The following is a 16,925-nucleotide window of genomic DNA, read 5'->3' as shown; positions in this document are numbered from 1 at the left end:
GGCTCGGCTTACTGAGCCGCAGCGCTCCATTCAGCCAGGGTCGGGTAGTCGATGTAGCCTTCCGCGCCGCCGCCATACAGGGTGGCGGGGTTGAATCCGGCCAACGGCGCACCGGCCGCCAGGCGCTCGACCAGATCGGGATTGCCAATGAACGGGCGACCGAAGGCGATCAGATCGGTGTGGTCCTCGGCAATCCGCGCGTTCGCCAGCTCGAGGTCGTAGCCGTTGTTGGCGATGTAGGTGTTTTTGAAACGCTGGCGCAGAGCGCCGAAATCGAACGGCGCGACATCGCGCGGCCCACCGGTTGCGCCTTCGACCACGTGCAGATAAACGATGCCCAGCGCATCGAGTTGCTCGACGATGTAGTCGAATTGCCCTTGCGGGTCGCTGCTCGACACCCCGTTGGCCGGCGACACCGGCGAGAGGCGAATGCCGGTGCGATCTGCGCCAATCTCGGCGACGACCGCGGCCGTCACTTCCAGCAACAAGCGCGCACGATTTTCAATCGAGCCGCCGTAGGCATCGGTGCGCACGTTGGCGCCATCCTTGATGAATTGATCGAGCAAATAGCCGTTGGCACCGTGGATCTCCACACCATCAAATCCTGCGGCGATCGCGTTGACCGCTGCCTGACGGAAATCGTTGACGATCCCCGGGAGTTCGCTGATGTCCAGTGCTCGCGGCGCGGAAACGTCTTCAAAGCGGTTGTTGACGAACACTTTTGTCGCTGGGCGTATCGCGGAAGGGGCAACCGGCGCAGCAGCGTTTTCCTGCAGATCAACGTGCGAAACACGACCGACATGCCACAGTTGCAGAAAGATCTTCGCGCCTTTTTCGTGCACCGCAGCGGTCACCTTGCGCCAGCCATCGATCTGCGCCTGCGTGTAAATCCCCGGGGTGTCCTGATAGCCCTGGCCTTGTCGGGAGATCTGCGTCGCTTCAGAAATCAGCAGGCCAGCGGAGGCGCGCTGGCTGTAATAGGTGGCCGCGAACTCACTGGGCACCAGGCCTTGGCCCGCCCGATTACGGGTCAGCGGCGCGAGAACGATTCGATTCGCCAGCGTCAGGGAGCCAAGCGTGTACGGCGTGAACAGATTTTGATCGGTCATGGGGTTGGATCCGTGCCTGTGGATGAGCAGCGATAATGTCTGTAATTAGGATGATGATCGAAATCTAAACTGTCAACGGTTTTGATTATGGCCGACATCTATGTATCATCGGCGCATGATTTTTCAGCGGAGGTATTGCACGTGAGAGTCACCAAAGCCCAGGCCCAGGCAAACCGCGAGCACATCGTCGAGACCGCTTCGGTGCTGTTTCGTGAGCGAGGTTTTGACGGTGTCGGCGTCGCGGATCTCATGGCGGCGGCCGGATTCACCCACGGCGGTTTCTACAAACACTTTGGCTCGAAGGCCGACCTGATGTCCGAAGCCTCGGCCAACAGCCTTGCGCGCTCGTTGGTCGGTGCCGAAATGGTCGATGTTCAAGGCTTCATCGACGCTTATGTGTCGAAAGAACATCGGGACGGGCGGGGCAGCGGTTGCACCATGGCCGCTTTGTGCGGCGACGCAGCGCGTCAGTCTGACGAAGTGAAAACGGCGTTTGCCGACGGCATCGAGCGCACGCTGCAGACGCTTGGCGACAAGTACCCGACAGGGCCAGACGCGGCATCTGGTGAGGGGCGAGTGAAAATGATCGACATGCTGGCGCGTGCGGTTGGCGCGATTATTTTGTCGCGTGCCTGTCCGGCTGATTCAGCGCTGGCCGATGAAATACTTGCGGTATGCCACGCTGAGATGACCGCGTCGTTGCTGATGTCTGCCGACAGTGCAGAAGTGGCTGGTTGATCGGCATTGTCCTTTTTGAGTTGACGGTGAAACGCTTTTCAGCCGATTTATCCCGTCCCTGTGCGTCAGTAATCTGTACCCAACTTGAACGCAACAACAACTTCAAAAACTCAAAAGGGACGCACACCATGACCACTCCAACCTACAACCGCTTGAACAAAGACGACGCCATCGTGCTGCTGGTTGATCACCAGACCGGCCTGATTTCCCTGGTCCAGGACTTCTCGCCGAACGAGTTCAAGAACAACGTGCTGGCCCTGGCGGATCTGGCCAAGTTCTTCGAACTGCCGACCATCCTCACCACCAGTTTCGAACAAGGCCCGAATGGCCCGCTGGTGCCAGAGTTGAAAGAGATGTTCCCGGACGCGCCGTACATCGCTCGTCCAGGCCAGATCAACGCCTGGGACAACGAAGACTTCGTCAAAGCGATCAAGGCCACCGGTCGCAAGCAAATCATCATTGCCGGCGTGGTGACGGATGTCTGCGTAGCGTTCCCGACCTTGTCGGCGCTGGCGGAAGGGTTTGATGTGTTTGTGGTCACCGACGCTTCCGGCACCTTCAACACCACCGTGCAACAAGCCGCGTGGAGCCGCATGACTCAGGCTGGTGCGCAGATGATGAACTGGTTCTCGGTGGCGTGTGAGCTGCACCGCGACTGGCGCAACGACATTGAAGGGCTGGGTAACTTGCTGTCGCAGCGAATCCCCAACTACCGCAATCTGATGAACAGCTACTCGGCGCTGACCGCTCAGCAGAAGTAAGCCTGCGCGATGTAGACGAAAAGCCTGCCCTGAAAAGCAGGCTTTTTCTGTTTTTCTGCCGGCGTTTCTAGACGGTCGACGGCATTGCCTCCTTTTCGCCGCCTCGGCCTTTGAACGCCAGTGCGAAACACAGCAGAACCCCCACCGAAAATCCTGCCGGGAACAGCCATATACTTCTCCAGTCGTGGCCATTTTGCGCGGTGAAGTGGTCAGTGATCTGACCCGCCACCCAGAATCCGATCAGCATGCCCACACCGTAAGTGGCCAAGGTGATCAGGCCCTGAGCCGAGCTGCGGAAGCGCTCGGGCGCTTTGGCATCGGTGTAGATCTGCCCACAGACGAAGAAAAAGTCATAACACACGCCATGCAGCGCAATACCGATCAGCAGCATGAACGCTTGGTCACCATTGTTGCCGTAGGCGAACAACACATAGCGCAAGGCCCAGGCCAGCATGCCGACCAGTAAGGCAATCTTGATGCCGAAACGCTGGATGAACAGGGGTAGCAGAAGCATGAACAGCACTTCGGAGACCTGACCGAGGGCCATCTTCGCGGTGGGGTTGGTGACACCGATTTCGGCCAGGAACGGATTGGCATTCTGGTAATAGAACGCCAGAGGAATGCAGATCAGGATGGATGCAAGAAAGAACACCAGATAGCTGCGATCCTTGAGCAGGCCCAACGCGTCGGCCCCCAGCATCTGTTTGATGCCAGGCGCATCGGCGGTGGATTTCAACGGTGCGGTTTTCGGCAGGCTGAAGCTGTAGAGCCCCAACACCAGCGAGGCCACGGCAGACATCAGGAACGTGTTGCGTAAACCGCCCGCAGCAATCGCCTGTTGAGCGTCCCAGGCAAAGCCGAAGCTGATCACGATGCCGGCGACGATCCAGCCAACGGTGCCCCACACGCGGATGCGGGAAAACTCCCGGGCCGGGTCTTTGATCTGTCGGAAGGCTACCGCGTTGACCAGGGCCAGGGTTGGCATGTAGACCAGCATGTAGGCCAGCACATAGGGATAAAACGCGCTGAAATCAGGTGCCCGATAAAGCTGAAAAAGCAGCACCGCACCCAGCAGGTGCAACACCGCCAAGATGCGTTCGGCATTGAAAAAACGATCAGCAATCAGACCAACGAAAAACGGCGCAATGATCGCGCCCCACGACTGCGTGGAAAAAGCCATACCCACCTGGCCGCCGCTTGCTGCCAGTGTCGTGGTGAGGAAAGTGCCGAGGGTGACGAACCAGCCGCCCCAGATAAAAAACTGCAAAAACATCATGACGCTGAGTCGCGCATTCATTACGTTCATTTCAATCACCGTATTATTTTTATGTCGGTAACAGCGTGGTAATCAGCGTTCGCCAAGGCCCAGCAGACGCCGGTTGGATTGCTCGTCAGCGCTCACACTGGCGAAATCGTCGAATGCCTTGCGGGTTCGGGTGATCATGTGTCGTTCGATGAAGGCCGCCCCTTCGGCAGCGCCTTGTGCCGCGTCTTTCAGGCAGCATTCCCACTCCAGCACGGCCCATCCGTTGAAGTCGTATTGAGTCAGTTTGCTGAAGATCGCCTTGAAGTCGATCTGGCCATCGCCCAGTGAACGAAACCGGCCCGGGCGATCAACCCAACCCTGATAGCCGCCGTAGACGCCGGATCGCGCGCTGGCGTGAAACTCCGCGTCCTTGGCGTGGAACATGCGGATGCGCGCGTGGTAGCGATCGATGAAGCCCAGGTAGTCCATTTGCTGTAGTAACAGATGGCTCGGGTCATACAGAATTGCCGCGCGTGGATGATGATTCACCGCTTCGAGGAATTGCTCGAAAGAGGCGCCATCGTGCAGATCCTCGCCGGGGTGGATCTCGTAGCAGAGGTCGACGCCGGCCTCATCGAAGCACTCGAGGATCGGCAACCAGCGTTTCGCCAATTCGGCAAAGCCCTGTTCCACCAGACCGGCAGGACGTTGCGGCCACGGGTAGACGTACGGCCAGAGCAGGGCGCCGGAAAAGGTCGCGTGGGCCGTCAACCCCAAGCGCTGACTGGCGCGTGCTGCCAGTTTCAACTGGTTGATCGCCCATTCGGTGCGTGCTTGCGGATTGCCACGCAGCGCTGCCGGGGCAAAGTCGTCGAAAAGTGCGTCGAACGCCGGATGCACCGCGACCAGTTGGCCTTGCAGGTGCGTCGACAGTTCGCTGATCACTACGCCGGCCTTGGCACATTCGGCGACGAGTTCGTCACAGTAATCCTGACTGTCGGCGGCGCGTTCAAGGTCGATGAAGCGCGTGCCGAGGGTTGGCAACTGAATGGCTTTGTAGCCTTGAGAAGCGGCCCATTGCGCGATGTTGGCCAAGGTATCGAAAGGTGCTTCGTCGGCGATGAATTGGGCGAGAAAGATGCCGGGGCCGCGCATTCCGCTCGGGCCTTGATGATCAACGTTCATTGGCGGTTGCTCCATTGGCAAGGTCAGGTATTGCGGTCCATTTGGCTTCGCCACAATGATTGGCGATGGCGGTCTCGATGAAGGCCATGCCGCGCAGCCCGGTGGCTATGCCGGGAACGCCCGGTGCGTCAGGACCGCTCGCATCGTTGAAAATGGCCTGCGCGAGGTCACCGTAGAGATTGGCCATAGCTTCGAGGTAGCCTTCTGGGTGCCCGGCGGGCAAGCGCATGCGCCGCGTGGCGTTTGCGCACAGCCAAGGTTGACCAAGGCCCGAGCGCAGCACGCGCATCGGCTCATTCAAGGGGCGATGGATCAGACTGGCGGGCTCTTCCTGACGCCATTCCAGCCCGCCCTTGTCGCCATACAGACGAATCTTCAGCGGGTTCTCTTCGCCGGCGCACACTTGGCTGGCGATCAATACGCCGCTGGCGCCGTCGGCCATTTTGAACAGCATCGAGGCGTCGTCATCCAGTTGGCGACTGCTCAAATGTGACCCGAGCATCGCGCTGATGAACTGGATGGGTTGACCGGCGACAAACTCCGCGAGGGAAAACGCGTGCGTGCCGATGTCACCGATGCAGCCACCGATGCCGGATTGTTCAGGATTGTCGCGCCAGCCCGCCTGTTTGTTGCCTTCGCCAGCCACATCGCTGCTGAGCCAGCCTTGCGGGTATTCGACGAGGACTTTGCGCAGACGCCCGATTTCACCGCTGGCGACCATCTCGCGTGCCTGCCAGACCATCGCATACCCCAGGTAGGTGTGCGCCAGGGCGTAAATTCGCTGGCTGTTGTTGACCACGCGGGCCAGGTCCTGCACTTGCGCCAGATTGAGCGCAGCAGGCTTTTCACTGAACACATGGAAACCCGCACTCAGTGCTGCACTGGCGATAGGGGCGTGCAGGTGATTGGGCGTGACGATCACCAGCAGTTCCATACGCTGATCGGCCGGCAGTGTTTGTTCGGCGGTCAGCATGTCTTGCCAGGCGTCATAGCAGCGTTGCGCAGGCAGCCCAAGCGCCGCACCACTGCGTTGATTGTTGTGGGCGTCGCGGCTGAACGCACCGCAGACCAGTTCGAAGCGTCCATCGAGACCGGCGGCTTGCCGGTGTGCCTGGGCGATGAAGGCACCTTCACCACCGCCGACGAAGCCCATTCTTATTTTTCGACCTGCAGCAATCATGGCAATTTTCTCAGTGGAGTGGTGCGGAATATCGATGATGTAACCGGTTACATCGTCGGCGAAATCTAGGCCTGAAATTACCGGGTGTCAAACCGTGTCTGACGAATGCCAACGTTTCAGCGCGTGACGCTGTGCGGTAAGCTCGACGGCCGATTTGATTGAAAGAGCGAGGCAGTCTTGTCCAATATCCGCGAAGTGGCACGGCTGGCGGGTGTCTCGGTGGCAACGGTGTCGAGAACATTGAAGTCCCCCGAGCGGGTGCTGCCCGATACCCGCGAGCGGGTCATGGCCGCCGTCCAGCAAACCGGCTATCGACCGAATTTGATGGCGGTGCAGTTTCGCTCGCGTAGAACGGGAAACCTGGTGATTCTGGTCCCGACCATTGCCAACACCTTTTTCGCCAGAGTGATCAGCGGCGCACAAAAAGCCGCGCAGGCCGCCGGTTACCGGTTGCTGTTGTGCGACACCCGGGGCCAGGCATCACTTGAGCGCCAGTTCGCTGATCTGGTGCACGCCCATCAAGCCGATGGCGTCATTCAGTTGCGCGCCTATGATCCCTTCGAAGAATCTGCCGCCGAGCCAGCACTGGCCCCGATCGTCAATGCCTGCGAAGTCATCCGGCACGGACGGCATCCAACGATCAGTCTGGATAACGTTGCGGCGGCCAAAGCCATGACCGAGTACCTGATCGCGATGGGGCATCAGCGCATCGGACTGATCAAAGGACCGAAAGGCAGCCCGCTCACGCGTGATCGTCTGGCGGGTTATGAGGCGGCCCTGCGCGATGCCGGTCTCGCGCTCGATCACACGCTTATCTGTCACGGCGATTTCACGCTCGACGCGGGCTATTCAGGTGCCGGCAAACTGCTCGCGCTCGACCACCGACCGAGCGCGCTGTTTTGTGAAAATGACGAAATGGCCATCGGCGCGCTCAAGTGGATCAAAGAGCAGGGGCTGCGCGTGCCGGAGGATATTTCTCTCGCCGGGTTCGATGATATTCCAATGGCCGCGTACTGCGATCCACCGCTGACGACCATTGCTCAACCCGCCGAAATGTTTGGCGAGAAAGCCGTGGAAATGCTGATTGCGCTGATCGAGAAACAGCCGTTGCCGCAACGGCATGTGGTGTTGCCGTTCGCGTTGACCAAGCGCGACAGCACGGCGCGGGTTGATCAAGCGGGTAGGTGAATCTCTGAATTCCAAGCCGACGCAACCAAGCGATAGCACGAGCAAAAAAAACCTGTGGCGAGGGCGCTTGCTCCCTCGCCACAGTCATGGTGGATCCTCATGGCTCTGAAAAAAACAGGCGACTATCGAACCGCGTAAACCTTGCGCACATAGCGCGTACTCTTCCACGCGCAGGACGCACCGCGCGGTACGAACACGCTGTCGCCGGTATCGACTGTAACGCTCGATCCGTCCGGCGCGAGTAATGCGACGCTGCCTTCGATCAGGTGCATCAACTCATTGAGTGTGTGTGCTCGGCCGTGGCGTTCATAGGGCGTCGAATCCCACACACCGACACGCAGATCGGTTACCGGATCTTCGAAGGCATTGCGCGAACGGCATTGTGGTGTCGCGCCAATCAGAATCTGCTCTTGCGGTGCCGCCGACGGCGATAGCATCGCCAACGGATCGAGGCCGGTGAGGCCGGGTGTCGGGGTGTCAGTGGTCATCGCACAGAAAGCCCATTGCGTTCCGACCTGAGCCTCTATTCGCAGCGAGGTGCCACGGCCGATCACTGCGCTGCTGCCGACAGTCAATGCCAATGTCTGTTCGCCGGCTTTCAGCCGCACGTGCCCGGCATGCACGACAATAGTTTCGGTGTGCGCAAAATCCTCGATGTCCATCGACTCGCCAACCTCAACGATGCCTGCACTGATGCCGTCAGCACCGTGCCAAGCAACGCGTCGGCCAGCGGCAAAAGGATCTCTGGCGCTCAGCGCCATCTGTTCGAAAGACGTAGCGATGCGGCCACCGTCGGCGCGAGCCAACAGCACAACAGTAGGTTGCGACATACGAAGAACACTCCATTAGAAAACGTTGAGGCACTGCAACAGCGCAATCAACCGATGGCTTGGGTAACCAGAGCAAACTGGCGCACGCCATTGGCGGCCGCAGGAGGCGTGCCCCGGGCCATTTGCGCAACGGTGTCGATCTGCTTGAGTCCGGCTGTTTCCAGCCATTCGGCGAGGCCACAATCGGCTGGAATGTCGATGCGCACAAAGGCGTCCGGCACTTGGTTCAACAATGTGCCGATCAAGTACTCGGCTTGTTCGAGGTTTTCAGCAACCACCGGGCCTATGCAGCGGCCGCGTCCGAACGGGCGCATCAGCGCGAAGGCGCGCAACTGGCCGTCGCGTTGAATGCCGACGGACTGTTCCACCACCGGCGCCAGGTCGTCCAGCACCGCGCGCCGATCCAGACCGCTGGCAGCGTTCGCCAGCGTCAACAGTTGTTGCTGATCCGCAGCCGTCAGCGCACGACATGCTTCGCCCTCGGCCAGCGAGGTCAGCGCCGGTGCGTGCGCCTGGCCCTGATGTTGCTGGATCCTGCCAAACTCGACAAAACCCTGACTGGCATACAGCGGCGCACCGGCGAGGGTCGCATTCAACATGGGCGTTCGCGCCTGGCAGGCATCGAGGGCTTGCTCCATCAACTGGCGTCCGATGCCTTTGCCTTGGTAGTCGTCGCTGACGATGACCAGCCCGATGGTGGCGAAATCACCTTGCGGGCAGGCGAATGCCGTACCGATCAAGCGTTCGCCATCAAGCACGACGAAACCGGCACTGACCCGTTGCAGCATCGCCCAGTCGTCCAGTCGATGCGGCCATTTCAGTTGCACGGACAAGGCATGGGCGGCGCAGAGATCGGCGGCGGTCATCGGGCGATAAACATAATCGGACGGGTGTGAGGCGGACATGGCGAGTCTCCGTTGAACAATGTGCGCGAGCGCCCGGTTTTGCGGCGCGATGGTGCCTGTATCCCATCTGGGTGAAGCGCTGACAAGGGGCGATCGCGCATTCGGCAGATTCGGCGAGACGATGCCCGCAAGACCACACTTACTACTTATTTGCACGGCAAGGTCGGCAGCAAATGCTTGGGCTTTTTTTCTACGATGGAGGCCTGAGTAATGACTCGCCGGCCCCTCTTCTGGAGTGCTCCATGAATAGCTTCGATCCCCGCCTTATCGCTGTTCGCAGCGCCCACTTCATTGACGGTCAATACCGCGATGCGCATTCAGGGCTGGAAGTGGTTCGCCCCTCCGACGGCCAGGTCTATGCCGAACTACCGGTGGCGGATGCCGACCTGGTGGACGAAGCCGTCAATAATGCCTGGCAGGCCTTCAATCGCAGCGACTGGGCCAGCCGTCCACCGCGCGAGCGGGCGCGGGTGATGCGGCGCTGGGCCGATCTGATTGAGGCGGACGCGGAGATTCTTGCGCCTCTGGAAGCCGTCGGCTCAACCCGCCCGCACAAAGATGTGATCGCCTGGGATATTCCCTATGTGGCCGAAGGCATTCGTTTTTTTGCCGAACTGGCGGACAAGCATGGCGGTCAGGTCGCCGCCACCCAGACTGATCGCCTGGGCATGCAGATTGCTGAACCCTATGGGGTGATCGCCGCCATTGCGCCATGGAATTTTCCGCTGAGCATGGCGTCCTGGAAGGTCGCGCCAGCCTTGGCTGCGGGCAATGCCGTGGTGCTCAAACCTTCAGAGCTGACGCCGTTCTCCAGTCTGCGCTTTGCTGAACTGGCGTTGCTCGCGGGGCTGCCGGCCGGCATCTTCAACGTCGTGCAGGGGGATGGCCGTGTGACGGGCGACGCACTGTGCCGACATCCGCGTGTGGGTAAAGTGACGTTCACCGGCTCCACGGCAACCGGTTCGAGCATCATGTCGACGTGCGCGCTGGTCGGGCCCAAACCGGTCACACTGGAGCTCGGTGGCAAAAGTCCACAATTGGTCTTCGCCGATATCCCCGACATTGCCAAAACCGCGCGCACCGTGGCCTTGGCAATTACCGGTAACGCTGGCCAGGTGTGCGTCTCCGGCTCACGGCTGTTGATTGAGCGCTCGATCATGGAACCCTTCCTGGCGCACTTGCAGGCTTATTTCGAGACGCTGCGTCCCGGCCCTACCTGGTCGTCGCAAAGCACGCTGTCACCGATCATTTCGCGGCTGCAGGCCAGTCGTATTGATGGCATCGTCCAGCGCTCGCGCCAGGCCGGGGCTGAGGTGTTGACCGGCGGCGGGCTGTTTGAAGAGATGGGCGGTGCTTACTATCAACCGACGTTGCTGACCGGGGTCGACAATCAGAATCCGGCGGTCTGCGAAGAGATCTTCGGGCCAGTGCTGACGGTGCAGGCGTTCGATGACGAGGAGCAGGCACTCAGTCTGGCTGCGCACGCCACTTACGGTCTGGCCGCGGGCGTACACACCGCCGATATCAATCGCGCCTTGCGCCTGGTGCGCAAACTGGAGGCGGGGACGGTGTGGGTCAACCGTTACGGGCGCAGTAACGATTACATCCTGCCCACCGGTGGCTATAAACGTTCCGGTATCGGCAAGGACCTGGGGCGCGAGGCGTTCGAGGCCAATCTGCGCTTCAAGAGTGTGCTGATCGATATTGTTCAGTAATGCCGATCAAACCGTGGGAGCGAGTTTGCTCGCGAAGAGGGCGTCTGAGGCGACATTGATGTTGCCTGACACAGCGCTTTGCGAGCAGGTTCGCGCTCGCAGAGATCGGGTCATCCAGTGGCATCAGTAACGCTTGCATCAGCCGCCAAACGGGCGCGTCCTTAGGGGCGCGCCCGTTTTCGTTTTGCGCGGCGCAGTTTCTGCGGTGAATGCCGCAAAACCAGCGCGCAAACAGCCAAAGGAGGTCCATAAGGGCGCACAAATACAGGGTTTGCCCAACGCTGGAGCGAGCCGCAAAGTCTGCTGAGGCAGGTGGCCAAAACGGTGGTTTGTATCGAGCAGAGGTCGCTTTTAACGCCATCTGCTGAATTCACAGTGTTGTAATGACGGTGTGCTGCAGCGTTGCATCACCGCTTGCCAATCAAGCGAATGCTGGCCGCGCCATGACCTCAACGAACTTCAGGATCGCACCCAATGAGCTTTCTTCGTCCCAAATTCATTACGTTCGACTGCTACGGTACGCTGACCAATTTCCACATGGGCACCATGACGCGCGAACTCTTCGCCGATCGCGTGCCAGCGGAGCAGATGGACCAGTTCGTCAAGGATTTCTCGGCTTATCGCCTGGATCAGGTCATGGGCGACTGGATGCCTTACGACGAGATTCTCAAGACAGCACTGGCGCGTACCTGCAAGCGTTGGGGCGTCGAGTACCGCGACGAAGGTCAGCTGTACTACGACGCTGTGCCAACCTGGGGCCCACACGCGGATGTGCCGGCCGGCCTGTCGAAAATTGCCGACAAGATCCCGCTGGTGATTTTTTCCAACGCCAGCGACAGTCAGATCATGTCCAACGTCGACAAACTCGGCGCGCCGTTTCACAAGGTCTTCACCGCTGAGCAGGCACAAGCCTACAAGCCACGCCTGGCGGCGTTCGAGTTCATGCTCGACAACCTTGGCTGCGGCCCGGAAGACATCTTGCATGTGTCCTCCAGCTTCCGTTATGACTTGATGCCGGCACACGACATGAAGATCAAGAACAAGGCCTTCGTCGCCCGCGGTCACGAAGTCCCGGGCAATGCGTTTTACGGCTATCAGCAGATCACTGACATCGGCGGGCTGCCGGCGCTGGTCGGTCTCTGAGTTGCATCGGCATCGGCATTTTTTCTGGCATAGGCGAATCAGACATGGGCAGTGAATCCTACTGGCTCGACACCGCGCCGGCCTTCACCGGTGGGCAACTCGGCGCATTGCCCGCGCAGGTCGATGTGGCCGTCGTGGGGGGTGGTTTCACCGGGTTGGCGGCGGCCCGCGCCTTGGCGCTCAAGGGTGCCAGTGTGGTGGTGCTCGAAGCCGGGCGAGTGATCGGCGAAGCTTCGGGGCGTAACGGTGGGCAATGCAACACCGGAGTGGCCCAGGATTACGCCGGCCTCAGTGCCAGCCTCGGTGCGGACAGGGCGCGCACCTATTACCAGGCGTATGAGCGAGCAGTGCAAAGTGTTGTTTCGCTGGTGGAGCAGGAGCAGATCGCCTGCGACCTGATCCGCAACGGCAAGCTGAAACTGGCCGCCAAACCCATGCACTACGAAGGCCTGGCGCGCACTTGTGAGCTGATTCGTCGTGAGGTCGATGCCGATGTCGAGTTGTTGTCCGCCGAGCAGACTCGCGCTGAAGTGAATTCGGCACAGTTTCACGGCGCTCTGCTGCAACGCAACGGCGTGCAAATGCACGTCGGCCGCTTCGGCGTCGGCTTGGCCGAAGCGGCGGCGCGGCACGGTGCTCTGATCCATCAAGGCACTTCGGTGCTGGATTGGAAGGCCAAGGCCGGCGGCTATCAGGTCAATACCAGCAAGGGTTCGCTGCACGCCGGGCAGGTGCTGCTCGCCACTGGCGCCTGTCAACACGGCGGCTTGAGCTGGTATCGGCGGCGCATCGTTCCGGTCGGCAGTTTCGTCATCGCTACCGAGGTATTGCCAGACGCGTTGATCGAACAATTGCTGCCGTGTCGTCGCGCCTATGTCACCAGCCGCATGATCGGTAACTACTTTCGCCTGACCCCGGACAACCGTTTGCTGTTTGGCGGCCGCGCGCGGTTCGCCATGTCCGACAGCGTCAACGACGTCAAGAGCGGCAAGGTTCTGCAAGCCGCCATGGTGCAGATGTTCCCGCAATTGGCCGAGGTGAAGATCGACTACTGCTGGGGCGGACTGGTCGACATGACCTCCGATCGGCTACCTCGGGCCGGTCAGCATGGCGGGGTTTTTCACTCCATGGGTTACAGCGGCCACGGTGTACAGATGTCGGTACACATGGGCCAGGTCATGGCCGAGGTGATGGCGGGTAACGTCGAGGCCAATCCGTGGCGCGAACTTGAATGGCCAGCCATCCCCGGGCATTTCGGCAAGCCTTGGTTTTTGCCGTTCGTGGGCGCGTATTACCGCTTTCAGGATTATCTGCATTGAGTTGCTGTTGTGGCGTCACCGTCGTTTGCGTTTCAGGACGTTCCGGTCAACCGGAACACTCGAGCCTTCTCATCTTCGACAGGTAGCACTGATATGACTGACAACAAGAACGACTCACCCCTGATCTCCGGCGAAGAAAGCCTGCGGGTTTTCGAGGGCCTCAATCGTGGCATGTCACGCCGTCATGCCCTGCAAATGCTCGGTGTCGCGGGGGTCGCCGCGGCGGGCGCCGGCAGCCTGTTTGGCGCTGCCGGCAAGCTGTTCGCCGATGAAGCGGCAACACCGGGCAAAGGCAAACCGGGCGGGCGCATTCGTGTCGCCGGGATGTCCAGTTCCACGGCGGACACCCTCGACCCGGCCAAAGGCGCGTTGTCCACCGATTATGTGCGCCACTACATGTTCTACAACGGCCTGACCCGATTCGACTCGCATCTGGTGCCGCAACTGGAACTGGCCGAGCGCATCGACAACACCGACGCCACCGTGTGGACCATCACCCTGCGCAAAGACGTGACCTTCCACAACGGCAAGACCCTGAGCGCCGCCGACGTGGTGTTTTCGTTGTCGCGACACAAGGACCCGCTCACCGGTTCGAAAGTCATGCCGCTGATGGAGCAGTTCGTCGAGATCAAGGCTACCGGCACCAACGAAGTACAGATCCGCCTGAGCGCCCCCAACGCAGAGCTGCCGTCGATTCTCGCGGTGTCGCACCTGCTGATCGTTCCCGAAGGCACCACCGACTTCAATCAGGGCATCGGCACCGGGCCGTTCAAGGTCAAGGAATTCAAACCGGGCGTGCGTTCGGTGGCTGCGCGCAACACCGGTTACTGGAAACCAGGCCTGCCGTACCTCGACGAAATCGAGTTCATCGCCATTGGTGACGAACCGTCGCGGGTCAACGCGCTGCTTTCCGGCGACGTACACATGATCAATGAGGTCAATCCGCGTTCTACCACCCGGATCAAGGCCAGTGCCAAGCATCGGGTCGTTGATGCGCCGTCGGGCAACTACACTGATTTGATCATTCGTCAGGATCAGATGCCCGGCAAAAGCGCCGAATTCACCCAGGCGATGAAGTATCTGCTCGACCGCGAGCAGGTCAAATCGGCGGTGTTCCGTGGCTTTGCCGTGGTCGGCAACGACCATCCGATTGCGCCGGGTTCGCGCTATTACAACGCCGACCTGCCACAAACCGTCTATGACCCGGAAAAAGCCCGGTTCCTGCTGAAGAAAGCCGGGATGGAAAACATCAGCATGCCGCTGGTCGCATCGCCGGCCGCCACCGGTTCAGTGGATATCGCGGTGCTGTTGCAGCAATCGGCGAAACAGGCCGGGCTGAAACTCGACGTCAACCGTCTGCCGAGCGACGGCTATTGGTCCAACCACTGGATGAAGCACCCGCTGAGCTTCGGCAACATCAACCCGCGGCCGAACGCCGACGTGATGTTCTCGCAGTTCTTCCAGTCGAAAGCGCCGTGGAACGAGTCCGGTTGGCAGAACGATCAGTTCGACCAACTGCTGATGCTCGCCCGCGCCGAAACCGACGACGCCAAGCGCAGCAAGATGTACGCCGATATGCAATCGCTGGTGCACGACCACAGCGGCATCGGCGTGCCGGTGTTCATCAGCAACATCGATGGCGTTGACCAGCGCATCAAAGGCTACAGCAGCAATCCGCTGGGCGGCTTCATGGGTTACATGTTCGCCGAGCAGGTCTGGCTGGACGCTTGATAAGCCGTCGGTTTGAGCGGCAGTAACAGTGCAGGAGGACAGGCGATGAACAGCAACACCTTGTGGTTGATCGGCCGGCGCATGGGCGCCGCGATCGTGACGTTGTTGATTGTGTCCATGGTCGTGTTCGCGATCACGGCGGTATTGCCGGGCGACGCCGCGCAACAATCGCTTGGGCAGTTCGCCACGCCGGAGCAGGTCGCGGCGTTGCGCCTGAAACTGGGCCTCGATCAGCCCGGCGTGTTGCGCTACTTGCACTGGCTGATGAACTTGCTCAGTGGCGACATGGGCCTGTCGGTTTCCAACGCCATGCCGGTGGGTGAGCTGATGGCCGGGCGCGTCCCCAACACCTTGATGCTGGCCGGCGCTACTGCATTGGTTTCGGTACCGGTGGCGCTGATTCTGGGCATCGGTTCGGCGATGGGAAGGGGCGGGCGACTCGACAGCCTGCTGAGCTTTTTCACCCTGGCCATGGTCGCCGTTCCGGAGTTTCTGGTGGCGACCCTGGCGGTGCTGATCTTCGCGGTAAACCTGGGTTGGTTATCGGCGCTGTCCTATGCCAGCGACATCACTTCACCGTGGCAATTCATGCGCACTTACGCTTTACCGGTGATGACCCTGTGTTGCGTGATCGTCGCGCAAATGGCCCGCATGACCCGCGCAGCGGTGATCGATCAACTCGACAGTCCTTACGTGGAAATGGCTCGGCTCAAAGGGGTCAGCCCGATCCGTATCGTACTGCGGCACGCCTTGCCCAACGCGATCGGGCCGATTGCCAACGCCATCGCCCTGAGCCTTTCCTACCTGCTGGGCGGGGTGGTCATCGTCGAGACCATCTTCAACTATCCCGGTATCGCCAGCCTGATGGTCGATGCCGTGACCAACCGTGACATGGCACTGGTTCAGGCCTGCACCATGTTGTTCTGTACAGCGTACCTGGGGCTGGTGCTGCTCGCCGACCTGTGCGCCATTTTGTCCAACCCGAGGCTGAGAAACCAATGAACAATCTCATTGTGAAATCGACGCCTTCAGCGCCCGACCTGTCGGTGGGCAAGGTGTCCCATGGCCCGGCCTGGCTGGGTCTGATCGGTGCTGCGATGTGCCTTCTGTGGTTGCTGGTGGCAATGTTCGGCCCGTGGCTGGCACCCCATCCGGTGGGCGAAGTGGTGTCGGACAATGTCTTTGACAGCATCAGTGCCCTGTACCCGTTCGGCACTGATTATCTGGGCCGTGACATGCTCAGCCGCGTGCTCGTCGGCGCCCGCTTCACGGTGGGCCTGGCGTTGATTGCGGCGATATTGGCCAGTGGCCTGGGCACCAGTTGCGCGCTGCTGTCTGTGGTGTCGCCAAAATGGCTGGACGAAGTGATCAGTCGCCTGATGGACGCGTTCATCTCGATCCCGAGCAAGATGCTCGCGCTGATCATGGTCTCGGCGTTTGGTTCGTCGGTGATGTTGCTGGTATGCACCGCCGTGCTGAGCTTCGCTCCCGGGGCCTTTCGCATTGCCCGCAGCATGGCAGTGAACATCGAGGCTTTGGAGTACGTGCAAGTGGCGCGTACCCGTGGCGAACGGCGCCTGTACATTGCCTGTGTGGAAATCCTGCCGAACATGCTCAACCCGGTGCTGACCGATCTGGGCCTGCGGTTCGGCTTTATTGTGTTGCTGCTCAGTGGCATGAGCTTCCTTGGTCTGGGCGTGCAACCACCCGACGCCGACCTTGGTTCGCTGGTGCGCGAAAATATCGGCGGACTCAATCAGGGCGCCCCGGCCATCGTCATTCCGGCACTGGCAATCGGCACCCTGACCATTGGCGTGAATCTGTTTATCGACAGACTGTCGTCTCGCCGCAGTCGCCGTTCGGGAGGTCATTGAA

Annotated in this window: 15 protein-coding genes; 9 read left to right on the top strand and 6 right to left on the bottom strand. The window is 60.4% G+C overall.

The genetic code is table 11. The features are described 5' to 3' along the window. Window positions 1-8 precede the first annotated feature (8 nt). On the bottom strand, window positions 9-1,109 hold the full coding sequence (locus HU718_RS17800) for an alkene reductase (protein ID WP_186614966.1): 1,101 nt from the start codon (window positions 1,107-1,109) through the stop codon (window positions 9-11). 141 nt (window positions 1,110-1,250) lie between these two features. Here HU718_RS17800 and HU718_RS17795 point away from each other — a divergent pair, with 141 nt between their 5' ends. Together HU718_RS17795 and ycaC are read left to right on the top strand one after the other, a co-directional pair. Then, window positions 1,251-1,847, top strand: coding sequence for a TetR family transcriptional regulator (locus tag HU718_RS17795; protein WP_186614969.1), 597 nt, complete (start codon window positions 1,251-1,253; stop codon window positions 1,845-1,847). 128 nt (window positions 1,848-1,975) lie between these two features. After that, window positions 1,976-2,608, top strand: a complete 633-nt coding sequence (gene ycaC, locus HU718_RS17790) for an isochorismate family cysteine hydrolase YcaC (RefSeq protein WP_007916011.1) — start codon at window positions 1,976-1,978, stop codon at window positions 2,606-2,608. Window positions 2,609-2,675: 67 nt separating this feature from the next. Here the strand turns inward: ycaC and HU718_RS17785 are convergent, their stop codons facing one another. Genes HU718_RS17785 through HU718_RS17775 form a run of 3 tightly spaced genes read right to left on the bottom strand, consistent with a single transcriptional unit; the run spans window position 2,676 to window position 6,192 of the window. Beyond that, window positions 2,676-3,914 carry a nucleoside permease gene (locus HU718_RS17785; protein ID WP_186614972.1) on the bottom strand — a complete coding sequence of 413 codons (1,239 nt, stop codon included), beginning with the start codon at window positions 3,912-3,914 and terminating at the stop codon, window positions 2,676-2,678. 42 nt (window positions 3,915-3,956) lie between these two features. Beyond that, the gene (locus tag HU718_RS17780; RefSeq protein ID WP_150729119.1) at window positions 3,957-5,039 is read right to left on the bottom strand and encodes a sugar phosphate isomerase/epimerase family protein; all 1,083 of its coding nucleotides are present in this window, start codon (window positions 5,037-5,039) and stop codon (window positions 3,957-3,959) included. Then, window positions 5,029-6,192, bottom strand: coding sequence for a Gfo/Idh/MocA family protein (locus HU718_RS17775; RefSeq protein WP_264083884.1), 1,164 nt, complete (start codon window positions 6,190-6,192; stop codon window positions 5,029-5,031). Before HU718_RS17775 ends, HU718_RS17780 begins: the two co-directional genes overlap by 11 nt. 204 nt (window positions 6,193-6,396) lie before the next feature. Between HU718_RS17775 and HU718_RS17770 the strand changes: the two genes are divergently transcribed. Beyond that, window positions 6,397-7,407, top strand: coding sequence for a LacI family DNA-binding transcriptional regulator (locus HU718_RS17770; protein ID WP_186614977.1), 1,011 nt, complete (start codon window positions 6,397-6,399; stop codon window positions 7,405-7,407). Window positions 7,408-7,529: 122 nt separating this feature from the next. Here HU718_RS17770 and HU718_RS17765 read toward each other — a convergent pair whose 3' ends face one another. Then, window positions 7,530-8,237: a cupin domain-containing protein gene (locus HU718_RS17765; RefSeq protein WP_150729116.1), complete on the bottom strand. Its 708-nt coding sequence runs from the start codon at window positions 8,235-8,237 to the stop codon at window positions 7,530-7,532. A gap of 47 nt (window positions 8,238-8,284) precedes the next feature. Beyond that, window positions 8,285-9,142, bottom strand: a complete 858-nt coding sequence (locus HU718_RS17760) for a GNAT family N-acetyltransferase (RefSeq protein WP_186614979.1) — start codon at window positions 9,140-9,142, stop codon at window positions 8,285-8,287. A gap of 242 nt (window positions 9,143-9,384) precedes the next feature. On the opposite strand from HU718_RS17760, the gene HU718_RS17755 reads away from it, so the two are divergent. From HU718_RS17755 to HU718_RS17730, 6 genes are all read left to right on the top strand, one after another. Beyond that, window positions 9,385-10,857 (top strand): aldehyde dehydrogenase family protein, encoded by a 1,473-nt coding sequence (locus HU718_RS17755; RefSeq protein ID WP_077572459.1) that lies wholly within the window; start codon window positions 9,385-9,387, stop codon window positions 10,855-10,857. A 474-nt stretch (window positions 10,858-11,331) separates the two neighbouring features. Next, the gene (locus tag HU718_RS17750) at window positions 11,332-12,000 is read left to right on the top strand and encodes a haloacid dehalogenase type II (protein WP_016987768.1); all 669 of its coding nucleotides are present in this window, start codon (window positions 11,332-11,334) and stop codon (window positions 11,998-12,000) included. 44 nt (window positions 12,001-12,044) lie between these two features. Next, complete coding sequence (locus HU718_RS17745; protein WP_150729114.1) at window positions 12,045-13,319, top strand: NAD(P)/FAD-dependent oxidoreductase; 1,275 nt, start codon at window positions 12,045-12,047, stop codon at window positions 13,317-13,319. 93 nt (window positions 13,320-13,412) lie between these two features. Then, on the top strand, window positions 13,413-15,050 hold the full coding sequence (locus HU718_RS17740) for an ABC transporter substrate-binding protein (protein ID WP_150707219.1): 1,638 nt from the start codon (window positions 13,413-13,415) through the stop codon (window positions 15,048-15,050). Window positions 15,051-15,095: 45 nt separating this feature from the next. Then, window positions 15,096-16,052, top strand: coding sequence for an ABC transporter permease (locus HU718_RS17735; RefSeq protein ID WP_077572462.1), 957 nt, complete (start codon window positions 15,096-15,098; stop codon window positions 16,050-16,052). Next, window positions 16,049-16,924: an ABC transporter permease gene (locus HU718_RS17730; RefSeq protein WP_016987772.1), complete on the top strand. Its 876-nt coding sequence runs from the start codon at window positions 16,049-16,051 to the stop codon at window positions 16,922-16,924. Before HU718_RS17735 ends, HU718_RS17730 begins: the two co-directional genes overlap by 4 nt. The last annotated feature ends 1 nt before the right edge of the window (window position 16,925 follow it).

Origin of the sequence: Pseudomonas tensinigenes, assembly GCF_014268445.2 — a bacterium.
Lineage (GTDB): Bacteria > Pseudomonadota > Gammaproteobacteria > Pseudomonadales > Pseudomonadaceae > Aquipseudomonas > Aquipseudomonas tensinigenes.
The sequence above is the reverse complement of the archived record's forward strand: the minus strand, read 5'-3'. Positions and strand labels throughout refer to the sequence as shown.